We start from the raw sequence: 21,424 nt of genomic DNA on the forward strand, positions 1-21,424 counted from the left end.
CGTTTAAGAAAATGCAGGTTTAAGCCTCAACTGGCATCATTCCGGCTTTTGCATGAGGGAAAAAAGATGCTGGTTGGTTATGTGCGCGTATCAACAAACGAACAAAACACCGCGCTACAGCGTGATGCGCTGGAGCGGTCGGGATGTGAGCTAATATTCGAGGATAAAATCAGCGGTAAATCGACAAACAGACCCGGATTAAATCGCGCGCTCAGGCAACTAAATGCCGGTGATACTCTCGTTGTCTGGAAGCTAGACCGGCTCGGGCGTAGCATGCGTCATCTTGTCTCGATGACCGAAGAACTTCGCCAGCGTGGGGTTAATTTCCGAAGCCTGACCGACAGTATTGATACCTCAACGCCGATGGGGCGTTTTTTCTTCCATATCATGGGCGCTCTTGCGGAAATGGAGCGTGAGCTAATTGTCGAACGAACCCGCGCCGGTCTGGATGCTGCCAGAGCACAAGGCAGAATCGGAGGTCGTAGGCCGAAGCTGACACCTGATGAATGGGCTCAGGCTGGCCGGTTGATTACGGCCGGTGAATCCCGTCAGCGTGTCGCGATAATTTTTGATGTGGGCATATCGACGCTGTATAAAAAATTCCCGGCGACAAATCCAGTTGTGTCAGCCACCGGCGAACCCTGACAAATAGCCCCCTGTAAACGTACACCCGACAATATCACCCACCCCAACTAACGGAGTTAAACGGATGAGTGATTTTCATCACGGTGTCGAGGTCGTCGAAATTAACGACGGCACCCGCACAATCTCGACGGTATCAACAGCGGTCGTTGGTATGGTCTGCACGGCCAGCGATGCTGACGCCGGGGCATTTCCGCTCAATGAGCCGGTGCTGATTACCAACCCACAAAGCGCCATCGCCAAAGCCGGTACTAAAGGTACTCTGGCAAAGTCCCTACAGCTCATCGCTAACCAGTCAAAACCGGTTGTCGTTGTTGTGCGTGTCGCTGAGGGAACTGGCGACGACGAAGAGGCACAGGCGCAAACCATTTCTAACATCATCGGCACCACGGATGAGAACGGCAAATACACCGGGCTGAAAGCGCTGTTAACGGCGAAAGCGGTCACTGGCGTGAAGCCCCGCATTCTCGGTGTGCCGGGTCTCGATACTCAGGAGGTGGCGACCGCGCTTGTCTCTGTGGCTCAGAAACTGCGCGCTTTCGCCTATGTCAGCGCGTGGGGCTGTAAAACCATTTCTGACGTCATTGCCTATCGTGAGAATTTCAGCGCGCGTGAACTCATGATTATCTGGCCTGAATTCCTCGGATGGGATACCACGGCCAGCGCCACAACGACCAGCTACGCGACCGCCATCGCGCTGGGTCTGCGCGCAAAAATTGACAATGACACCGGCTGGCACAAAACCCTGTCAAACGTCGGCGTCAATGAGGTCACCGGTATCAGTGCGTCCGTCTTCTGGGATTTGCAGGAAAAAGGCACCGATGCCGACCTGCTGAATGAGGCCGGTGTTACCACGCTGATTCGTGCCGATGGTTTCCGCTTCTGGGGTAACCGTAATTGCTCCGATGACCCGCTGTTTAAGTTTGAGAACTACACCCGCACGGCACAAGTCATCGCCGACACAATGGCCGAGGGGCATATGTGGGCGAACGATAAGCCCGTCACTGCTGTACTGATTCGCGACATTATCGACGGCATCAACGCGAAATTCCGCGAGCTGAAAACCGGCGGTTACATCATCGATGCGACGTGCTGGTTTGATCCAGAATCCAACAGCGAAGAGACTCTGGAGGCAGGAAAACTGCTTATCGATTATGACTATACGCCGGTGCCACCTCTTGAAAATCTGACCCTGCGTCAGCGCATCACTAAAAAATACCTGGCGAATCTTATCTCGTCCGTCAACAGCAAATAAGGAGCCTGACAAATGGCATTACCGCGCAAGCTCAAACTCATGAACCTGTTTATCGACGGGGTGAGTTATCTCGGCGTCGTGCAATCCGTCACGTTGCCAAAATTAACCCGAAAGCTCGAGAAGTATCGCGGCGGCGGGATGAATGGCTCAGCCTCGGTTGACCTTGGCCTCGATGACGATGCGCTGTCGGCTGAAATCTCGCTCGGCGGTTTTCCTGATGATGCTGTCTGGTCGTTATATGCCGCCACCGGTACGGCCTCCGTGCCGCTACGTTTTGCCGGGTCTTACCAGCGTGATGACACCGGCGAGACCGTGCCGGTTGAGGTTGTTCTCCGTGGACGTCAGAAGGAAATCGACCTCGGCGAAGCCAAGCAGGGCGAAGACACGGAGTCGAAAATCTCGCTCGAGTGCTCGTACTACAAGCTGACCCTCAACGGTAAAGATATGGTCGAAATTGACACCGTGAACCTCGTCGAAATGGTGAACGGTACCGACATGCTCGAGGCACACCGACAGAATATCGGCCTGTAATTATTGTCCCGGTCAGTATGGCTGGCCGGGCATCCTGAAACCTGAATTTAACGAGAAATATCATGGAAAAAGCTAACGAAAATATCGTCACTCTGATTAAACCCATCAAGCGCGGTGAGCAGGTTATTACCGATGTCACCCTGTTAAAACCGTGTGCCGGAACCCTTCGCGGCGTCAGCCTGGCATCTGTCGCAAACTCTGACGTCGATGCGCTGATTAAAGTGCTGCCGCGCATGACCATGCCATCGCTGACCGAGCAGGAAGCCGCCGCGCTGGAGCTGCCCGACCTGCTGTCATTTGCCGGTAAGGTGGTCGGTTTTTTGTCACCGAGTTCGGCAGCGTAACCTTCCCGAAAAAACTCTCGGTCGATGACCTGATGGCTGACATAGCGGTCATTTTCCACTGGTCGCCATCAGATCTTTATCCCATGAGCCTGACCGAGCTCGTCAACTGGCGCGAAAAAGCGCTACAGCGAAGCGGAAACACGAATGAGTAATAACCTCAAACTCGAAGTGCTGCTGAAAGCTGTCGACCAGGCGACCCGACCATTTAAAGCGATCCAGACGGCGAGTAAATCGCTGTCTGGTGATATCCGCACGACTCAGCAATCCCTGCGTGATTTGAATAGTCAGGCATCGAAAATCGACGGTTTTCGTAAAACCAGTGCGCAACTGGCGGTAACCGGTCAGTCGCTGGAAAAAGCAAAACAGGAAGCTGAAGCGCTGGCGGTGCAGTTTAAAAACACGGAGCGACCAACAGCGGCACAGGCCAGAGTGCTGGAGTCAGCGAAACGCGCAGCAGATGGGTTGCAGACGAAATATAACAGCCTCACGCAGTCAGTTAAGCGGCAACAGGCCGAGCTCGGTAAGGCGGGGATAAATACCCGCAACCTGACGAATGATGAAAATCGCCTGAAAAATAATATCAGCGAAACGACCACACAGCTTAACCGACAGCGTGAAGCACTGGCGCGTGTCAGCGCGCAACAGGCGAAACTGAGTGCGGTACAAAAACGCTATCAGGCAGGGAAGGCTCTGGCAGGGAATGCCGCCTCGATGGGCGCTGCCGGGGTAGGTATGGCAACAACAGGTACTCTCGCCAGTGTTGCACTAATGAAACCCGGTTATGATTTTGCTCAGAAAAACTCTGAGCTTCAGGCTGTTCTCGGCGTCGAAAAAGATTCAGCTGATATGGTGGCTCTTCGCAAACAGGCGCGTCAGCTCGGTGATAACACTGCCGCGTCGGCTGATGATGCTGCCGGTGCTCAGATTATTATTGCAAAAGCCGGTGGTGATACCGCTGCTATTCAGGCGGCTACGCCAGTGACGCTTGATATGGCGCTCGCAAACCGTCGAACGATGGAAGAGAACGCTGGGTTATTGATGGGGATGCGATCTGCATTCCAGCTCTCAAACGATAAGGTCGCTCATATCGGTGATGTTTTGTCGATGACGATGAACAAAACCGCCGCCGACTTTGACGGCCTGAGTGATGCGCTGACCTACGCCGCGCCGGTGGCGAAAAATGCCGGGGTCAGTATCGAAGAAACAGCCGCAATGGTCGGCGCACTGCATGACGCCAAAATTACAGGCTCGATGGCGGGTACGGGGAGCCGCGCCGTGTTAAGTCGCCTACAGGCTCCTACGGGAAAAGCGTATGACGCTATTAAAGAGCTCGGCGTAAAAACCGCTGATGGTAAGGGGAACACGCGCCCAATATTTACAATCCTGAAAGAAATGCAGCGGAGCTTTGAGAAAAACAATCTCGGTACCGGTCAGCGCGCTGAATATATGAAAACCATATTCGGTGAAGAGGCAAGCTCAGCTGCTGCTGTATTAATGACTGCCGCCTCAAGCGGAAAGCTGGACCAGCTTACCGCCACGCTTAAAGCATCTGACGGTAAAACGGCTGAGCTCGTCAAGGTCATGCAAGACAACCTCGGCGGCGACTTTAAAGAGTTCCAGTCAGCTTATGAGGCGGTCGGAACAGACCTGTTTGACCAGCAAGAGTCATCCTTGCGTAAGCTGGTACAAACGGCGACCGGGTATGTTTTAAAACTTGATGGCTGGATACAAAAAAATAAATCACTGGCGACGATGCTTGGGGTTATTTCAGCGGCGGCTATCGGTGTTGTGGGGGTTATAGGGGCAATCGGCCTTGTTGCGTGGCCGGTTATTATCGGTATTAACGCCATCATCGCTGCTGCTGGCGCACTTGGTGCTGTCTTTACGACAATCAGTGGCGGGGTTATCGCCGCTATCGGTGCGATTACATGGCCGGTCGTGGCCGTTGCGGCGGCGGTTGTCGCTGGCGCGCTGCTGATTCGCAAATACTGGGAGCCTGTCAGCGCCTTTTTCGGCGGTGTTATCGAGGGGCTGATGAGCGCCTTTGCGCCGGTCGGGGAAATGTTCGCGCCGCTGGCACCCATCTTTGACGGCCTCGGAGAGAAACTTCGCGGTATCTGGCAGTGGTTTAAAGACCTGATAGCGCCGGTAAAAGCGACTCAGGACACATTAAACAGTTGCCGTAATGTTGGTGTCATGTTCGGTCAGGCACTGGCTGATGCTTTGTTGATGCCGCTTAACGCCTTTAACAAGCTGCGAAGCGGGATTGACTGGGTGCTCGAAAAGCTCGGGGTTATCAACAAAGAATCCAGCTCGCTTGACCAGACCGCGGCGAAAGCCAGTGCGGCGACGCAGAACGGTTACAGCCCGGCTATCAGCTCTTACAACAGCTATCAGCCGGTCACGGCACCTGCCGGTAAAACCTACATCGACCAGAGTCGGCCAACCTATCAAATCAACGTGCCGGGAAACGGTATGCCGGGCGGTCGGTTAGGTAATGATTTACAGGATGCCTTAGAAAAATATGAGCGTGAGAAACGCGCCAAAGCCCGCGCAAGCATGATGCATGACTAAGGAGACCGATTATGATGCTGGCACTAGGTATGTTTGTTTTTATGCGTCAGACGTTGCCCTATCAGAGTATGCAGCGCAGCGCGGATTATAGCTGGACGTCAAACTCCCGCGTCGGGAAGCGTGACGCATTTCAGTATCTCGGTGAAGGGGAGGACAAAATTACCCTGAGCGGTGACCTGTATCCTGAGCTGACCGGCGGCAAGTTTTCGATGCTGACGCTTTATGCGATGGCCGAGCAGGGGCGAGCATGGCCGCTTATTTCTGGCTCAGGCTGGATTTACGGGATGTTTATTGTCAGCAATGTCTCGGAGACCGGCACGGTATTTTTTGAGGACGGGTCCCCCCGAAAAATCAGCTTCACTCTGTCACTGACCCGTGTCGATGAATCGCTCGCGGCGGTCTATGGCGATATCGGAAAACAGGCCGAAAGTCTGGTCGGTAAAGCTGGCGATCTGCTGTCTAAGGTGGGGGCTTAATCATGCTGGATATTATCACCGGCGCGGGGGCCACACTGACGCCCGATTTTATGCTGACACTGGAAAGCAAAGATATTACCGGCAATATCAGCGACCGGCTGATTAATCTCTCGATGACGGATAACCGGGGCTTTGAAGCTGACCAGCTCGACATTGAACTCGATGATTCTGACGGACTTGTCGCGCTGCCGATTCGTGGAGCGGTGTTGTCGCTGTACCTCGGCTGGAAAGGTTTCGCACTCGTTGGTAAGGGGCGATTTACCGTCGATGAGGTGGAGCACCGGGGGGCGCCAGATACGGTGACCATTCGCGCCCGTAGCGCTGATTTTCGCGGAACGCTCAATTCACGCCGCGAGGAATCATGGCACGACACCACACTCGGCGCTATCGTCAGCGCGATAGCCGCCCGTAATAAATTAACGGCCAGCGTCGCGGATTCTCTTGCCGGGATAAAAATTCCGCATATCGACCAGTCGCAGGAATCCGACGCTGTTTTCCTGACTCGCCTAGCGGAACGCAACGGCGGCGCGGTATCGGTCAAAGCGGGTAAATTGCTGATGCTTAAAGCGGGAAGTGGTACGACGACCAGCGGAAAAGCTATCCCTCAGATTACTATCCAGCGCAGTGACGGCGACCGGCATCAGTTTGCTATTGCTGACCGTGGTGCTTACACCGGCGTAACGGCTAAATGGCTGCACACCAAAGACCCAAAACCAGCGAAGCAAAAGCAATCGCTGAAGCTGAAGCGCAAGCCCAAAGAGCAACACCTCCGGGCGCTACAGCACCCGAAAGCAAAAGTCGTGGGCAGTAAAACCGCAGCGAAAAAGAAGAAAGAGCAGGAAGCCCGCGAGGGTGAATATATGGCCGGTGAGGCTGACAACGTTTTCGCACTGACGACCATTTACGCGACAAAGGCGCAAGCGATGCGAGCGGCTCAGGCGAAGTGGGATAAATTGCAGCGTGGCGTTGCGGAGTTCTCAATCATGCTGGCAACCGGTCGGGAAGATATTTATCCCGAAATGCCGGTCAGGGTCTCGGGCTTTAAGAGCGTCATCGATGACCAGTCGTGGATAATCAGTAAGGTGACCCATAATCTAGGCGGGAATGGCTTCACGACGGCTGTAGAGCTCGAGGTTATGCTTTCTGGCATAGAATATGAGTCGGAAGAAAATGGTTCTCAAATGGTGAATAACTGAGTATTATTAATTCACTTTTTGTGAATATGTGGGGGTGGCATGTTCCATTGTCCAAAATGCCAGCATGCAGCGCATGCTCGTACCAGTCGCTATCTTAGCGAGAATACTAAAGAGCGTTACCATCAATGTACGAATATTAATTGCAGTTGCACATTCGTAACGATGGAGTCTGTAGAACGTTTTATCGTTACACCGGGAACAATAATTCCGGCGCCACCTCACCCGTCGGTGAGTGGTCAGCGGCCATTGTGGCTCTGATAAATTTTCTCTAAAGACCCGCCGCGCGCGGGTTTTTTTATGTGCTCATGAAAGTGGTGGTAAAAAATCCACCGCCATTTCATCGCCACTCGAAAACAAGATAACAAAAAAGCCACTCGCTAGAGTGGCTTAATTATATGATTATAAAGCTAAAATTTGGTGGCCCCTGCTGGACTTGAACCAGCGACCAAGCGATTATGAGTCGCCTGCTCTAACCACTGAGCTAAGGGGCCGTGGCGGTGGATTATAAAGTAACTCTGCGTTGCAATCCAGCCATAAGCGTACGGATGCTGTTTTTATAAACAATGTATTTTCAGTCCGTTATACTGGTTGCCTGATGTATTGTGCGGAGTGATTATGGTTAAGGACATACTGGCGCCGGGGCTGCGGGTGGTTTTTTGCGGCATCAATCCGGGGCTCTCTTCGGCGGGTACAGGTTTTCCCTTTGCGCATCCTGCCAACCGCTTTTGGAAGGTCATCCATCAGGCGGGATTTACCGATCGTCAGCTAAAGCCAGAAGAGGCACAACACCTGCTGGATTTTCGCTGTGGCGTCACCAAATTTGTCGACAGGCCGACGGTGCAGGCCAATGAAGTGAAGCTCCAGGAGATGCGTAGCGGTGGTCGTCAGCTCGTTGAGAAGATTGAAGACTATCAGCCAGCGGCGCTCGCTATTTTGGGAAAACAGGCATTTGAGCAAGGCTTTAGCCAGCGTGGTGCACAGTGGGGGAAACAGACGCTGACGATTGGCGCGACGCAGATCTGGGTGTTGCCGAATCCTAGTGGGTTAAGCCGCATTACGCTGGATAAGTTGGTGGAGGCGTATCGGGAAGTGAATGATGCGCTGATTGCGCGCGGGCTATAAAGAAAAACGCCACCTTGCGGTGGCGTTGATGTTTATACGGCGAGATTAATCGTCGAGGAAGCTACGCAGCACTTCAGAGCGGCTCGGGTGACGCAGTTTACGCAACGCCTTCGCTTCGATCTGACGGATACGTTCGCGGGTAACGTCGAACTGTTTGCCGACTTCTTCCAGCGTGTGGTCGGTGTTCATATCGATACCGAAACGCATACGCAGAACTTTCGCTTCACGCGCTGTCAGGCCAGCCAGAACGTCGTGCGTTGCGGCACGCAGGCTCTCGGTGGTGGCAGAGTCCAGCGGCAGCTCGAGGGTGGTATCCTCGATGAAATCACCCAGATGCGAATCTTCATCGTCGCCGATCGGCGTTTCCATGGAGATAGGCTCTTTGGCAATCTTCAGCACTTTACGGATTTTGTCTTCCGGCATCAGCATACGTTCAGCCAGCTCTTCCGGCGTCGGCTCGCGGCCCATCTCTTGCAGCATCTGGCGGGAGATACGGTTGAGCTTGTTGATGGTCTCAATCATATGTACCGGGATACGGATGGTACGCGCCTGATCTGCGATAGAGCGGGTGATCGCCTGACGGATCCACCAGGTTGCATAGGTGGAGAACTTATAACCACGACGGTATTCAAACTTATCTACCGCTTTCATCAGACCGATGTTGCCTTCCTGAATCAGATCGAGGAATTGCAGACCACGGTTGGTGTATTTCTTAGCGATAGAGATAACCAGACGCAAGTTCGCTTCAACCATCTCTTTTTTCGCACGGCGGGCTTTCGCTTCACCGATGGACATACGACGGTTGATGTCTTTAACCTGCTCGATGGTCAGGCCGGTTTCTTCTTCAATTTGACGCAGTTTCTGCAGGCCGCGGTGGACGTCATCTGCCACATCGTGCAGTTTTTCAGACCACGGTTTGTTCATCGCGATGGCCGCGTTGAACCAGGTTTCGCTGGTTTCGTTGCCGGTAAACAGAGTAATGAAGTTTTTCTTCGGCATTTTGCACTGCTCAACGCAGAGCTTCATGATCAGACGTTCCTGAGTACGCACGCGGTCCATCATGACGCGCATGCTGTTGACCAGGTAGTCGAACTGCTTCGGCACCAGGCGGAACTGTTTGAACACTTCAGACAGCTTCTGAATTTCTTCCTGTGCGGCAGCATGGCTGCGGCCTTTCGCTTTGATTGTGTCGCGGGTGATTTCGTACTGAGTACGCAGCTCACCGAACTTCTCACGCGCTAATTCAGGGTCGATGCTGTTGTCGTCATCGCTGCTGTCGTCGTCTTCTTCTTCATCTTCGTCTTCGTCGTCATCCATCTCTTCCTGAGAGAGTTCAGACCCGACGTGCGTCGCCGTTGGTGCCATGTCTTCTTCCGCGTTCGGATCGACAAAGCCGGTGATCAGGTCGGAAAGACGCGCTTCTTCAGCTTCTACGCGATCGTACTGCTCGAGCAGATAGGTGATGGCTTCCGGGTATTCTGCAACGGAGCATTGAACCTGGTTAATCCCGTCTTCGATACGTTTAGCGATGTCAATTTCGCCTTCACGGGTTAACAGTTCAACGGTACCCATTTCACGCATGTACATGCGCACCGGGTCAGTTGTACGACCGATTTCGGACTCAACGCTGGACAGAACCTGGGCAGCCGCTTCTTCCGCGTCTTCATCGGTGCTGTTGGAGGTTTCAGCAAGCAGCAGATCATCGGCATCCGGTGCTTCTTCCATCACCTGAATACCCATGTCATTGATCATTTGGATGATGTCTTCGATTTGATCTGAATCGACGATATCTTCCGGCAGATGGTCATTGACCTCGGCATAGGTCAGATAGCCTTGCTCCTTACCACGTTGGACAAGTAGCTTCAGCTGTGACTGCGGGTTTTGCTCCATAAGACGGTATCCACACTTAATTCGTTTGATTGGTGTTGGGCGGTAAAACCGCCAACGGCAAAACGAGGGCATACTTATATTTTGCCGCTGCCTCTCCGTGCGGCTGTCGGGGGCTTCCCGATCGATATTCGGCAGTTAAGCCGTTAAATACTTCATCTTTCACGTTGTCTCTGCGTTAGCTGCGTTCTCTCTTCCTGGTCATGTACTTATGTACACTCCCAGGCGTTCGTTCACTTGCTGCCTTGATACAACGCGAATGATTTTGTCTTTGTTTTGTCTTTCTCTTATTTCTTGGCCAGTTCCTGGTTCAGCGTCCAGAGTTCCCGGCGTTCTTCGTTGCTTAAACCATGTGTGCGCTCACGAGCTATCAACTCTTCCTGGCGCAGTTCAAGCATCGAATCAAACATATGGTTGAGTGAGTCGGTGAAGGTTTTTTCCGCGATATCTTTATCTGCTATATCGTCCCACATCGACAGTTTTTCAAGGGTGGCCGCATCATTTGTGCCACGATAGTGTTCTAACAGTTGTCCGGTGGTCAGACCTGGCTGGGCCAGACAAGTGTTGACCAGTTCTCTGAATAAGCCAAGGCCGGGCAACTTATTTTGATCCAGAGCGCCTAACGGCGGCACCAGCGGGGCTAAACCTGGGTTCTGTACCAGTAACCCTATAAGTATACGCATGGTCGTACGTTTTAGCTGTGGAACAGGGCGGGAAGCTCCATTTTCTGCCAGTTTTGGCATTAAACGTTCAAGCTGGCTGTCATCCAGAATGCCGAGCTTGTTTCCCAACTCCTGCCGCAGATAAATGCGCAACGTTTCGCCCGGGACTTGAGTGATCAGCGGCAAGGCCAGCGTACTGAGCTGTGCTCGTCCGTCCGGGGTACTCAAATCTACCTGTGGTAACAGGCTGTTAAACAGAAACGCGGAGAGCGGTAAGGCCTGCTCCATCCGGGCTTCAAAGGCTTCTTTCCCTTCTTTACGCACCAGCGTATCGGGATCTTCACCGTCAGGTAAGAACATAAAGCGCAGCTGGCGTCCGTCCGTCATATACGGCAGTGCAGTTTCCAGCGCGCGCCATGCGGCATCGCGTCCGGCCCGGTCACCGTCGTAACAACAAATCACCTGGTTCGTTGCACGGAACAACAGCTGGATGTGATCGGCAGTGGTTGACGTCCCGAGGGAGGCCACGGCGTAGTTAATGCCGTATTGGGCCAACGCCACCACATCCATATAGCCTTCAACCACTAACAGGCGCTGCGGATCGGCGTTATCCTGCTGGGCTTCATAAAGGCCATACAGCTGGCGACCTTTATGGAAAATATCGGTTTCCGGGGAGTTCAGGTACTTCGGCAGGGCATCGCCCAGCACGCGTCCACCAAAACCAATGACCCGACCGCGTTTGTCGCGGATAGGGAACATCACTCGCTCACGGAAGCGATCGTAACTGCGTCCCTGATCGTTGGTCACCAACATACCCGCGTCAATCAATGCCTGGCGATTCTCAGGATTGCCGCCAAACCGTTTCAGGACGTTGTCCCAACCGGGGGGGGCAAAACCAATAGCAAAACGATCGATCACGTCGCTACTGAGTCCTCGCTTTTCCAGGTACTGGCGCGCAGGGGTAGCGGCGGGTTGTATCAGAGACTGTTGATAAAAAGTGTTCAGGCCGTCCATCAATTGATAGAGGCTTTGCCGTTGATGGCGCTCTATCTGACTGGGGCCGTTGCCTGCTTCATAAGGCACTTCAAGGTTGTGCATTGCGGCCAGTTCTTCGACGGTTTCCACAAACTCGAGCTTGTCGTAGTTCATGAGAAAGTCGACGGCGTTGCCGTGCGCGCCACACCCAAAGCAGTGATAAAACTGTTTTTCACCGTTTACGGTGAAAGAGGGGGTTTTCTCGTTATGGAACGGACAACACGCATGATAATTTTTGCCCTGCTTTTTCAGCTTAACTCGTGCATCGATGAGATCGACGATGTCGGTTCTTGCCAGCAGGTCATTAATGAATACACGTGGGATTCGTCCAGCCATATGCCCCGTTTATTTTTTTATGACTTAATTACACAAAATCATTCAAGTTGCATCAAGGCGGCAAGGGTGCGAATCCTCAGGAGCGTACATCAGTACGTGACTGGGGTGAGCGGCTGCAGCCAACGCAGAGGCAGCTTGAATGATGACGTGTATAAACGAAAATAAGCCGCGCATTCCTTCCGGAAGCACGGCCTTACAACTACAACTCAGTCTGAATTGAGAGCTTTAGCTCCCAATAGATTAGTACAGACGAGTGCGGCGTGCGTTTTCGCGAGCCAGTTTCTTCGCGTGACGTTTCACAGCAGAAGCTTTAGCGCGCTTACGTTCGGTAGTCGGTTTTTCATAGAACTCACGACGACGAACTTCCGCCAGAACACCTGCTTTCTCGCAGGAACGCTTGAAGCGACGCAGTGCTACGTCGAACGGCTCGTTTTCACGTACTTTAATTACCGGCATGTAACTCTCACCTTTATAAATTCGGTTTGCCGCTGGCATCTACGCCAGCTTATTTCAAAATGGTGCGGAATTTTACTGCAATTGCTGCTGCTTTGTAAAGCACCGACGCGATTTTGAAAGGGACTTTTATAAGGGTGAGGAGTATACACGAGGGTTCTTCCTTGGGCGAACAAAGTTTTACATCAACCCGCATTCGACCTACACTGCGCGGTATTAGAGCGAGGTAAAACAAGTCATGCGTGTACTGGGAATTGAAACATCCTGCGATGAAACCGGCATCGCCATTTACGACGATGAAAAAGGTCTTTTAGCCAACCAATTGTATAGTCAGGTGAAATTGCACGCTGACTACGGTGGAGTTGTGCCTGAATTGGCTTCGCGCGATCACGTGCGTAAAACCGTACCGTTGATTCAGGCGGCGCTGATTGAAGCAGGATTAACAGCAAAAGAGATTGATGCGGTGGCCTATACCGCAGGACCGGGTCTGGTCGGTGCGCTGCTGGTGGGGGCGACCGTAGGGCGTTCTCTGGCGTTCGCCTGGAATGTTCCGGCCATTCCTGTACACCATATGGAAGGCCATTTGCTGGCACCGATGCTGGAAGATAATCCGCCGGAATATCCTTTCGTGGCGCTGCTGGTTTCTGGCGGACACACGCAGCTGATTAGCGTCACCGGTATTGGACAGTATGAGTTGTTGGGCGAATCGATTGACGATGCTGCCGGTGAAGCGTTTGATAAAACGGCCAAACTGCTGGGGCTGGATTATCCTGGTGGCCCGATGCTGTCTAAGCTAGCGTCTCAGGGCGTGGAAAAGCGTTTTGTCTTCCCGCGCCCGATGACCGATCGTCCGGGGCTGGATTTCAGCTTTTCAGGCCTGAAAACGTTCGCCGCAAATACCATTCGCAATAACGAAAACGACGATCAGACTCGTGCGGATATCGCTCGTGCATTTGAAGATGCGGTGGTCGATACACTGATGATTAAGTGCAAACGCGCGCTGGATCAAACCGGCTTTAAGCGTCTGGTGATGGCGGGGGGCGTGAGCGCTAACCGTACCTTGCGGGCGAAGTTGGCGGAAATGATGCAAAAACGCCGTGGCGAAGTGTTCTATGCGCGCCCGGAATTTTGTACCGATAACGGGGCGATGATTGCCTACGCGGGAATGGTGCGTTTTAAAGCCGGAGCAACGGCAGACCTTGGTGTCACCGTACGCCCTCGCTGGCCGCTGGCGGAGCTACCGGCGGCGTAAGCGCACCGGGAAAGCGGTCTGATGAGATGCGCAGGGAAAAGGGGCGACGCTACGCCGCCCCGGCGGGATTTACAGTAAAACCAGAGGCATCCACAGCAGGCCGGTTATCACCAGCAGGACGAGGAATATCAGGCCGAAGATGGCGCCCAGTCGCCAGTAATCGACCGTCGGCAAGTAGCCGCTGCCGTAGTAGATCGGGCTTGGTCCGGTAGCGTACGGGGTCAAAATGCTGCCCAGACCAATGGCAGCGCCGACCATCAGGCAGAATACCGGCAGCGGGATGTCCGGCATCGCCAGCGCGGCTGCAATCATCATTGGCGCGAGGGCAGAGGTATAGGCCGTGGCGCTGGCAAAGAAATAACGCAACAGATAGAACACCACGATCAACGCTACCATTACCATCATTGGTGAGTAGCCGCTCAGTCCGTTCGCCAGCAGTTTACCGAACCAGGAGATAAAGCCGGTATTGTTCAGCCCGGTGGCCAGGGTAATCAGCGAGGCCAGCCAGAAAAAAACGTTCCATGCCGCTTTATTACTGACGATGTCATCCCAGCTGATGATGCGCAGTACCAGCATCAGCGCTACCACGCTGTAACCGACCATCGCGGCATCAATATAGTCACCGCCAAAGATCCACAGCACCAGCGCTCCCACCATCAATACCAGCATCTTTTTCTCACGCGCGCACAGTGGCCCCATCGCCTTCAGCTCGGTTTCCGCCCAGCGCGGGACCTGATCGCCAGATTTCTGCATCGGTGGGTACAGCACGTAGGCCAGCCAGGGCACGATCAAGACCAGCAAAATACTCAACGGCAGCATGCCTAAGAACCAGTCCCCCCAGCTTAACGCGGTGTGAGAAGCGCCTTTCATCAGGCCGATCAACAGCAGGTTTGGCGCCATCGCCGTTAAGAAAATGGCGCTGGTGACGCAGTCGGCGACGATCCCCATCCACATAATGTAAGAACCAATAGAGCGGGCGCTGGGATCGTTGGGTTGAGAGTGGTACAGCGGTGGCAGGTTACGAATGATCGGGTAGATAATGCCAGCGCCGCGCGCGGAGTTAGACGGCGTAACGGGGGCGAGGATCAGCTCAGAGAACATTACCGCATAGCCGAGAAACAGCGTGCGATGCCCCATCTTCTTCACCAGCATCAGCGCGATACGCCGACCCAGACCGGTTTTCTCGTAACCGGTGCCGAACATAAAGGCGGCGAAAATCAGCCAGATAACCGAGTTAGAAAAACCCGACACCGCCCATGACAGCGATTTGGCGGTAAATTTAAATCCGTCCTGGGCGAGTTGCTCCGGGCTGAACAGCAGCCACGGCGACAGCACGGCAATGATAGAAATACCAATCATCGCCACTACCGCACCGGGAACAGGTTCCAGAATAAGCCCGACGATGACCCCGGTAAAGACGGCAAAATAGAGCCAGGTGTGGCTTTCAAGACCGCCAGGAACGGGCAAAACAGCAATAATGGCGATGACCACCAGCGGAGCCAGGTATCGCCACCAACCAGCTAAAGGTGCCATTGTTGTATCCCTGCGAAAGGGGGAGAGGCACAGTGCCCCTCCGGAAGGGTTATTTGATGTAGTGCACGTGCTCGCAGATTTCGTCGACTATCGGGTCACGACGTTCAGCGAACAATTTTTTGTTTTCGGCGATCAGGTTATTGCCGTGGGTGTCGATGGAGACAATCAGCGGACCGAACTCTTTAACCCGGCACACCCACAGGGATTCCGGCATGCCCAGTTCCGTCCAGTGCACTTCTTCAATTTCTTCAACCTGGGTTGCGGCAACCACCGCGCAGCCAGCCGGGAAGATCACGTGCAGCGCTTTGAATTGCTTACACCCTTCTTCGGTCAACGGTCCCATGCCGCCTTTGCCGACCACCAGTTTGACGCCGGTTTGCTCGATGAACTCTTTCTCAAAGGCTTCCATACGCATGCTGGTGGTTGGGCCGACGGAGACCATCTCCCATTTTTCCCCGTTCTTACGCACGATCGGGCCAGCGTGAAAAATGGCTTTACCGTTTAGATCGTACGGGATCGGGCGCTTGAGTTCGATCAAACGGCGGTGGCACACGTCGCGACAGGTCACCAGCGTACCGGTCAGGTAAATGACATCGCCGACGCGAATGTCTTCCAGATCTTCGGCTTTGATCGGGGTTGTCAGGATCTTTTTCATAACGCGCTCCGGGTGTGAGACAGATTTTCGAAGGAGAGATCGGCATGAACCCGCAGCGTGCCGCGACGGTGTGCCCAGCAGCCGGTAGAAACGGCCACGCCGATAGTCGACGGGTGACGTGCGGCAGATTCGATATGCACGCCCATGACGGAACTGTTGCCTGTCAGCCCTTGTGGACCAATGCCCAGGCGGTTAAGTCCCTCTTCCAGACGTAGTTCGAGCTCTGCCGCTTTCGGGTTCGGGTGACGGGTGCCGATCGGACGCAGAACCGCTTTACGCGAAAGCACGGCGGCGGTTTCAACGGAGGTCGCAATACCTACGCCGACCAGCACCGGTGGGCAGGCGTTTACTGCTAGCGTGGAGATATTCTCAAAAACAAACTTCACGACACCTTCGTAGCCTTCGGAAGGCATTAACACTTTGGAACGCCCCGGCAGCGTACAGCCGCCGCCCGCCATATAGACTTCAATTTCTGCGTCGTCAGCGTCGGGGATGATGTCCCAGGTGACCCACGGTACGCCGGTACCGGTATTTTTGCCGGTGTTCACTTCGTCAAAAATCTCTACCGCATTGTGGCGCAGAGGCGCTTTCACGGTGGCGTCTTCAACGGCCTGCTTCAGGATGCTTTGCAGCTCGCCCAGCAGTGGAAAACGGGAACCGACCTTCACAAAGAACATAATTTCACCGGTGTCCTGACACGCCGGGCGATTCAGGTCGATCGCCTTCTGCATGTTGTCAAACATGGTGTGGTAGATAATTTTACCCATCGGCGAGGTTTCGCCTTCGCGTAGCTGTTTTAATTTATCCACCACATCGTCGGGCATGCGGGTTGAAATCATAGCCGTAAAATTAGCGACAATATCTGTCAGCGTCTTTATCGCGTTTTGGTTATTTTGATTGCTCATCATGTCAACTCCAGTTCTTTTATTTATCTGGAAATAAATTCTCCGAAACAAACTACCACTAAAAATGTGGTTTTATATTTTTTAGCGCTGTGAATAACCAATTAACAGTTCGTGAATGATGTCCGTTTAAGATAATAAAAATTGCGCAAAGGCAGGGTTTAGTATGCCAAAGGGAATTACACTGCGGCTCACACCCTCACGGATAACCTGAACATGCTGAACACCTATCCCCTGGCGAAAGACCTGCAGGTGCTGGTTGAAATTGTGCATAGCGGCAGCTTTAGCGCGGCGGCAGCGACCCTTGGGCAGACGCCAGCGTTTGTGACAAAACGTATTCAGATCCTGGAGTCTACGCTAGGGGCCACGCTGCTTAACCGCTCCGCACGCGGCGTGGCGTTAACGGAAAGCGGTCAGCGGTGCTATGAACATGCGCAGGAGATCCTTGCCCGCTATCAGCATCTGGTGGATGACGTCACGCAAATCAAAACGCGTCCGGAAGGGATGATCCGTATTGGCTGTAGTTTTGGGTTTGGGCGTAGTTATATCGCTCCCGCGATAACAGAATTGATGCACAGCTATCCTGAATTACAGGTGCATTTTGAACTGTACGATCGGCAAATTGATTTAGCGCAGGATAATATCGATTTAGATATTCGGATTAATGATGAAATCCCGGATTATTATATTGCGCATTTGTTAACGAAAAACAAAAGAATATTGTGTGCTGCACCGACATATTTACGAGAATACGGGGATCCAAAGACGTTACAGGAATTAAGTCGCCATGATTGCCTGGTTACCAAAGAGCGCGATATGACGCACGGGGTTTGGGAACTTGATAATGGGCATGAGAAAAAATCGGTTAAGGTGGCGGGGCATCTTTCTTCTAACAGCGGCGAGATTGTGTTGCAGTGGGCGTTACAGGGAAAAGGGATCATGCTGCGTTCTGAGTGGGACGTACAGCCGTTTCTGGCAAGCGGTGAACTGGTTCGCGTGCTGCCAGAATATGCGCAGAGCGCCAATATCTGGGCGGTGTATCAGGAGCCATTGTATCGCAGCGTAAAGCTACGGGTGTGCGTAGAGTTTCTGGCAACGTGGTGCCAGCAGCGGTTGGGCAAGCCGGTTGACGGGTATCAGATCCTGTAAGCCGGATAAGATACCGTCGCATCATCATCCGGCAGCACCGTCACTCGGGATCTTTTTCGCGCTTTTTCTTCAGCTTGGTCCAGATCTTCGGCTCCTGTCGACGCCACAGACGCTGGATATTGTCATGATGGCGCAGCAGAATTAAGCACGACAGCATGGAGACCGGGAAAGTGAACTGCGGTTTGAACCACCAGACATAGAATGGGGCTATCAGGGCGCTGACGATGGCCCCTAATGAGGAATAACCGCTCAGCAAGATGGTCAGCAACCAGGTGCCCGCCATGACGCCAGTTAAATCCCAGCCAATCGGCGCAATGGCGCCAAAGGCGGTGGCGACGCCTTTCCCACCTTTAAAACCGAAGAACACCGGCCAGATGTGTCCCAGGCAGGCGGCGATAGCAATCAAGCCCAACCAGAAAGGACTAACGCCTAGCGCGTATGCACCCCATACGGGTAACATACCCTTCAGGACGTCAAAAATCAGCACGGCGACGGCGGCTCCTTTGCCACCAATTCGCAATACGTTTGTCGCGCCCGGATTTCCAGAACCGCTATCACGTGGGTCCGGCAATCCAGCGAGGCGGCATACCAGAATAGCACTGGAAATTGAGCCGCAGAGGTACGCGAAGATAATCATTCCAGGCGCGATTGCACTCATAAGCTGTTCCGTTTTGAAAATGTCGTGTAAAACACTACTTCCGTGGATAATACGCATATTTCGCCGGAAGTGGTATCCGGGTTAGCCAAAAAGCAGGCAGGTCGTGATGGATATTGTATTTATAGAGCAACTTTCGGTAATCACCACTATTGGTGTTTATGACTGGGAACAGACTATCGAACAAAAACTGGTGTTCGATATCGAAATGGCATGGGATAACCGCAAATCAGCGAAAAGCGACGATGTTGCCGATTGCCTGAGCTATGCTGATATCGCACAAACGGTGGTCAGCCATGTGGAAGGCGGACGTTTTGCGCTGGTTGAACGCGTGGCTGAAGAGGTGGCAGACCTCCTGCTTAGCCGTTTTAATTCCCCATGGGTACGCATCAAGCTCAGCAAGCCGGGGGCGGTGGCGAGAGCGGCAAACGTCGGCGTTATCATTGAGCGTGGCAATAATCTGAAAGAAAGTAATTAAATTAATAATATCTAAACCTAACAGGTATAAAAGAGTCCTAACGTTGGCTCTTTTTTGCCGTGGTTTTCTATCTAGGGGTTAATTGATGAGTGATATGCACTCGCTGCTGGTGGCGGCAATTTTGGGTGTGGTCGAGGGATTGACGGAGTTTTTGCCTGTATCCAGCACCGGCCATATGATTATTGTTGGCCACCTGCTGGGGTTTGAAGGCGCTACCGCAAAGACATTTGAAGTGGTTATTCAACTGGGTTCTATTTTGGCTGTTGTGGTGATGTTCTGGCGCCGCTTGTTTGGCCTGATTGGCATTCACTTTGGTAAAGCCCCGCATGAAGGAACCGGCAAGGGACGCCTAACGCTGGGGCATATCCTGTTAGGGATGATCCCGGCCGTAGTACTGGGACTGATTTTCCACGATACCATCAAATCGCTGTTTAACCCGATCAACGTGATGTATGCGCTGGTGGTGGGAGGCGTGCTGCTGATAGCCGCAGAATGCCTGAAGCCGAAAGAGCCGCGCGCGCCGGGTCTGGATGATATGACTTATCGCCAGGCGTTTATGATTGGCTGCTTCCAGTGCCTGGCGCTGTGGCCGGGATTTTCCCGCTCCGGAGCGACCATTTCAGGCGGTATGCTGATGGGCGTGAGCCGCTATGCCGCATCGGAATTCTCATTCCTGCTGGCGGTACCAATGATGATGGGTGCCACGGCGTTAGATCTCTACAAAAGCTGGTCGTTCCTGAGCGCGTCAGACTTTCCAATGTTTGCTGTGGGCTTCGTGACGGCATTTATCGTGGCGCTGGTGGCGATCAAAACCTTCCTGCAGCTGATTAAACGTATCTCGTTTATTCCATTTGCGATTTATCGTTTTATTGTGGCGGCCGCCGTCTATGTGGTTTTTTTCTGATCGTCATTAAATGCCGGATGGCGCTGCGCTTATCCGGCCTACGGGCGCAATATGTAGGCCGGATAAGGCATTTATGCCGCCATCCGGCAACGTCAGTTTAATGGGCTGGTTTTGGGCAACGCTGTTCCTTCCAACTGGCCACCGCCGCAATGCGACGTCGTGTCAGCTCCTCGCGAATGTCCGGCCCTTTGAATCCTGCCTCAACGACCTCTTTTGTCGGCACTGTCTGTGCGACTTGCCATGCCTCCCGCAGCAGCCTACCTTGCGGGTAATCTGCTGCTTCAAAACCGGTGCGACCCCGGACGTCGGCCTCACTGGTCAGGGCAATTTGTTCCACACGCTGCGGTTTACGCCAGGCATCGATGGAATCAAACAACTTCACGATAGTTTTCGGCTGCAGGATCGGGAACGTATGAATGAGATCGTGGAATTCCGCCACCAGTTTGGCTAAATCGCGGATGTCATTGGGCACCCGCAGACGCTGACATAACTGCTCTACCAGTTTGACGCCCGCCGGGCCGTGACCATGATGACGTGGCCACAGCGCTTTTGGCGTCAGAGCCTTGCCAAGATCGTGGCACAGCGTGGCAAAACGTATATCTACGTTTGGGCTCAACATGGCCGCCATCGACAGCGTCATCAGCGTGTGAATACCGGTGTCGATTTCCGGATGCCATTGCGCCGGCGCCGGGACACCAAACAGAGCGTCTATTTCCGGGAACAGAACGCGCAGTGCGCCGCAGTCGCGCAGGACCTGGAAAAAGACCTGCGGATTACGGGTAGTTAACGCATTTTCCGTTTCTTTCCAGACTCGTTCCGGCGTCAAATGTGCCAGTTCTCCGGCAGCGGTCATCTCGCGCATTAAGGCCAGGGTTTCATCGGCGATACGGAAGCTGAGGTGTGCATAACGCGCGGCAAAGCGCGCCACGCGCAGTACGCGCAGCGGATCTTCGCTAAAAGCAGGGGAAACATGGCGCAGTAGACGATTTTCCAGATCGCGACGCCCGTGATATGGGTCGATAATCTCGCCGTCATCATCGCGGGCCAGCGCGTTGATCGTCAGGTCGCGGCGCTGGAGATCGGCTTCCAGCGTTACGTCTGCTGCGGCATAGCAGGTAAATCCGGTGTAGCCTGAACCTGATTTTCGTTCGGTTCGCGCCAGCGCATATTCTTCGCGTGTTTGCGGATGGAGAAAAACAGGAAAATCGCGGCCTACCTGCTGGTAGCCCGCGTCGAGCATCTCTTGCGGCGTGGCGCCGACGACAACCCAATCTTTATCTTTAACCGGTAGCCCTAATAACGCATCCCGAACAGCTCCACCGACCAGATAAATCTTCACGCCACTTTCCTTTTGAAAAAAATCATCCCTTAATCATATGTCAG

22 protein-coding genes and 1 tRNA gene are annotated in these 21,424 nt (G+C 53.4%); 14 read left to right on the forward strand and 9 right to left on the reverse strand.

Features of this window, described 5'->3' with window-relative positions:
- Positions 1–66: 66 nt before the first annotated feature.
- From QNN86_RS18755 to QNN86_RS18795, 9 genes are all read left to right on the forward strand, one after another.
- Positions 67–645 carry a recombinase family protein gene (locus tag QNN86_RS18755; protein ID WP_414212249.1) on the forward strand — a complete coding sequence of 193 codons (579 nt, stop codon included), beginning with the start codon at positions 67–69 and terminating at the stop codon, positions 643–645.
- Positions 646–709: 64 nt separating this feature from the next.
- Complete coding sequence (locus QNN86_RS18760; protein WP_414212148.1) at positions 710–1,897, forward strand: phage tail sheath protein; 1,188 nt, start codon at positions 710–712, stop codon at positions 1,895–1,897.
- Positions 1,898–1,909: 12 nt separating this feature from the next.
- Positions 1,910–2,428 carry a phage major tail tube protein gene (locus tag QNN86_RS18765; RefSeq protein ID WP_023223221.1) on the forward strand — a complete coding sequence of 173 codons (519 nt, stop codon included), beginning with the start codon at positions 1,910–1,912 and terminating at the stop codon, positions 2,426–2,428.
- A gap of 62 nt (positions 2,429–2,490) precedes the next feature.
- Positions 2,491–2,772, forward strand: coding sequence for a phage tail assembly protein (locus tag QNN86_RS18770; RefSeq protein ID WP_100194864.1), 282 nt, complete (start codon positions 2,491–2,493; stop codon positions 2,770–2,772).
- A 32-nt stretch (positions 2,773–2,804) separates the two neighbouring features.
- Positions 2,805–2,924: a GpE family phage tail protein gene (locus tag QNN86_RS18775; protein WP_000763326.1), complete on the forward strand. Its 120-nt coding sequence runs from the start codon at positions 2,805–2,807 to the stop codon at positions 2,922–2,924.
- Positions 2,917–5,346 carry a phage tail tape measure protein gene (locus QNN86_RS18780; protein ID WP_414212151.1) on the forward strand — a complete coding sequence of 810 codons (2,430 nt, stop codon included), beginning with the start codon at positions 2,917–2,919 and terminating at the stop codon, positions 5,344–5,346. Before QNN86_RS18775 ends, QNN86_RS18780 begins: the two co-directional genes overlap by 8 nt.
- 11 nt (positions 5,347–5,357) lie before the next feature.
- Entirely contained in the window at positions 5,358–5,822 is a 465-nt protein-coding gene (locus QNN86_RS18785) for a phage tail protein (protein ID WP_103014989.1), read from the forward strand.
- A gap of 2 nt (positions 5,823–5,824) precedes the next feature.
- Entirely contained in the window at positions 5,825–7,018 is a 1,194-nt protein-coding gene (locus tag QNN86_RS18790) for a phage late control D family protein (RefSeq protein WP_414212153.1), read from the forward strand.
- A gap of 39 nt (positions 7,019–7,057) precedes the next feature.
- On the forward strand, positions 7,058–7,276 hold the full coding sequence (locus tag QNN86_RS18795) for a DNA-binding transcriptional regulator (protein WP_023223216.1): 219 nt from the start codon (positions 7,058–7,060) through the stop codon (positions 7,274–7,276).
- A gap of 157 nt (positions 7,277–7,433) precedes the next feature.
- On the opposite strand, the gene QNN86_RS18800 is transcribed toward QNN86_RS18795, so the two are convergent.
- Positions 7,434–7,509 (reverse strand) — tRNA-Ile (locus QNN86_RS18800).
- A 124-nt stretch (positions 7,510–7,633) separates the two neighbouring features.
- On the opposite strand from QNN86_RS18800, the gene mug reads away from it, so the two are divergent.
- A complete protein-coding gene (mug, locus tag QNN86_RS18805) occupies positions 7,634–8,140 on the forward strand; it encodes a G/U mismatch-specific DNA glycosylase (protein ID WP_181617949.1) in 507 nt (168 codons plus the stop codon).
- A 45-nt stretch (positions 8,141–8,185) separates the two neighbouring features.
- Here mug and rpoD read toward each other — a convergent pair whose 3' ends face one another.
- The 3 genes from rpoD to rpsU form a co-directional block, all read right to left on the reverse strand.
- Positions 8,186–10,030 carry an RNA polymerase sigma factor RpoD gene (gene rpoD / locus QNN86_RS18810; protein WP_096755616.1) on the reverse strand — a complete coding sequence of 615 codons (1,845 nt, stop codon included), beginning with the start codon at positions 10,028–10,030 and terminating at the stop codon, positions 8,186–8,188.
- Between the two features lie 284 nt (positions 10,031–10,314).
- Entirely contained in the window at positions 10,315–12,060 is a 1,746-nt protein-coding gene (gene dnaG, locus QNN86_RS18815) for a DNA primase (RefSeq protein WP_117342687.1), read from the reverse strand.
- A 240-nt stretch (positions 12,061–12,300) separates the two neighbouring features.
- Positions 12,301–12,516: a 30S ribosomal protein S21 gene (gene rpsU / locus QNN86_RS18820; protein WP_001144069.1), complete on the reverse strand. Its 216-nt coding sequence runs from the start codon at positions 12,514–12,516 to the stop codon at positions 12,301–12,303.
- Positions 12,517–12,751: 235 nt separating this feature from the next.
- Between rpsU and tsaD the strand changes: the two genes are divergently transcribed.
- Positions 12,752–13,765: a tRNA (adenosine(37)-N6)-threonylcarbamoyltransferase complex transferase subunit TsaD gene (gene tsaD, locus QNN86_RS18825; RefSeq protein ID WP_181617948.1), complete on the forward strand. Its 1,014-nt coding sequence runs from the start codon at positions 12,752–12,754 to the stop codon at positions 13,763–13,765.
- A 69-nt stretch (positions 13,766–13,834) separates the two neighbouring features.
- On the opposite strand, the gene QNN86_RS18830 is transcribed toward tsaD, so the two are convergent.
- From QNN86_RS18830 to ttdA, 3 genes are read right to left on the reverse strand one after another with little or no spacing between them, the layout of a single operon-like run.
- On the reverse strand, positions 13,835–15,298 hold the full coding sequence (locus QNN86_RS18830) for an anion permease (protein WP_181617947.1): 1,464 nt from the start codon (positions 15,296–15,298) through the stop codon (positions 13,835–13,837).
- Between the two features lie 49 nt (positions 15,299–15,347).
- Positions 15,348–15,953 (reverse strand): L(+)-tartrate dehydratase subunit beta, encoded by a 606-nt coding sequence (gene ttdB, locus QNN86_RS18835; protein ID WP_181617946.1) that lies wholly within the window; start codon positions 15,951–15,953, stop codon positions 15,348–15,350.
- The gene (gene ttdA / locus QNN86_RS18840; RefSeq protein WP_414212158.1) at positions 15,950–16,861 is read right to left on the reverse strand and encodes a L(+)-tartrate dehydratase subunit alpha; all 912 of its coding nucleotides are present in this window, start codon (positions 16,859–16,861) and stop codon (positions 15,950–15,952) included. Before ttdA ends, ttdB begins: the two co-directional genes overlap by 4 nt.
- Positions 16,862–17,071: 210 nt before the next feature.
- Between ttdA and ttdR the strand changes: the two genes are divergently transcribed.
- Positions 17,072–18,004: an L-tartrate utilization transcriptional activator TtdR gene (gene ttdR, locus QNN86_RS18845; protein ID WP_279277647.1), complete on the forward strand. Its 933-nt coding sequence runs from the start codon at positions 17,072–17,074 to the stop codon at positions 18,002–18,004.
- Between the two features lie 40 nt (positions 18,005–18,044).
- On the opposite strand, the gene plsY is transcribed toward ttdR, so the two are convergent.
- The gene (gene plsY / locus QNN86_RS18850) at positions 18,045–18,662 is read right to left on the reverse strand and encodes a glycerol-3-phosphate 1-O-acyltransferase PlsY (protein ID WP_096759329.1); all 618 of its coding nucleotides are present in this window, start codon (positions 18,660–18,662) and stop codon (positions 18,045–18,047) included.
- Between the two features lie 106 nt (positions 18,663–18,768).
- Here plsY and folB point away from each other — a divergent pair, with 106 nt between their 5' ends.
- Together folB and bacA are read left to right on the forward strand one after the other, a co-directional pair.
- Positions 18,769–19,137, forward strand: coding sequence for a bifunctional dihydroneopterin aldolase/7,8-dihydroneopterin epimerase (gene folB, locus QNN86_RS18855; protein ID WP_096755623.1), 369 nt, complete (start codon positions 18,769–18,771; stop codon positions 19,135–19,137).
- An 85-nt stretch (positions 19,138–19,222) separates the two neighbouring features.
- Positions 19,223–20,041 (forward strand): undecaprenyl-diphosphate phosphatase, encoded by an 819-nt coding sequence (bacA, locus tag QNN86_RS18860; protein WP_181617945.1) that lies wholly within the window; start codon positions 19,223–19,225, stop codon positions 20,039–20,041.
- 97 nt (positions 20,042–20,138) lie between these two features.
- On the opposite strand, the gene QNN86_RS18865 is transcribed toward bacA, so the two are convergent.
- Positions 20,139–21,380: a multifunctional CCA addition/repair protein gene (locus QNN86_RS18865; RefSeq protein ID WP_181617944.1), complete on the reverse strand. Its 1,242-nt coding sequence runs from the start codon at positions 21,378–21,380 to the stop codon at positions 20,139–20,141.
- Positions 21,381–21,424: the final 44 nt, after the last annotated feature.

This window comes from Citrobacter sp. C348, assembly GCF_047467975.1.
Lineage (GTDB): Bacteria > Pseudomonadota > Gammaproteobacteria > Enterobacterales > Enterobacteriaceae > Citrobacter > Citrobacter gillenii.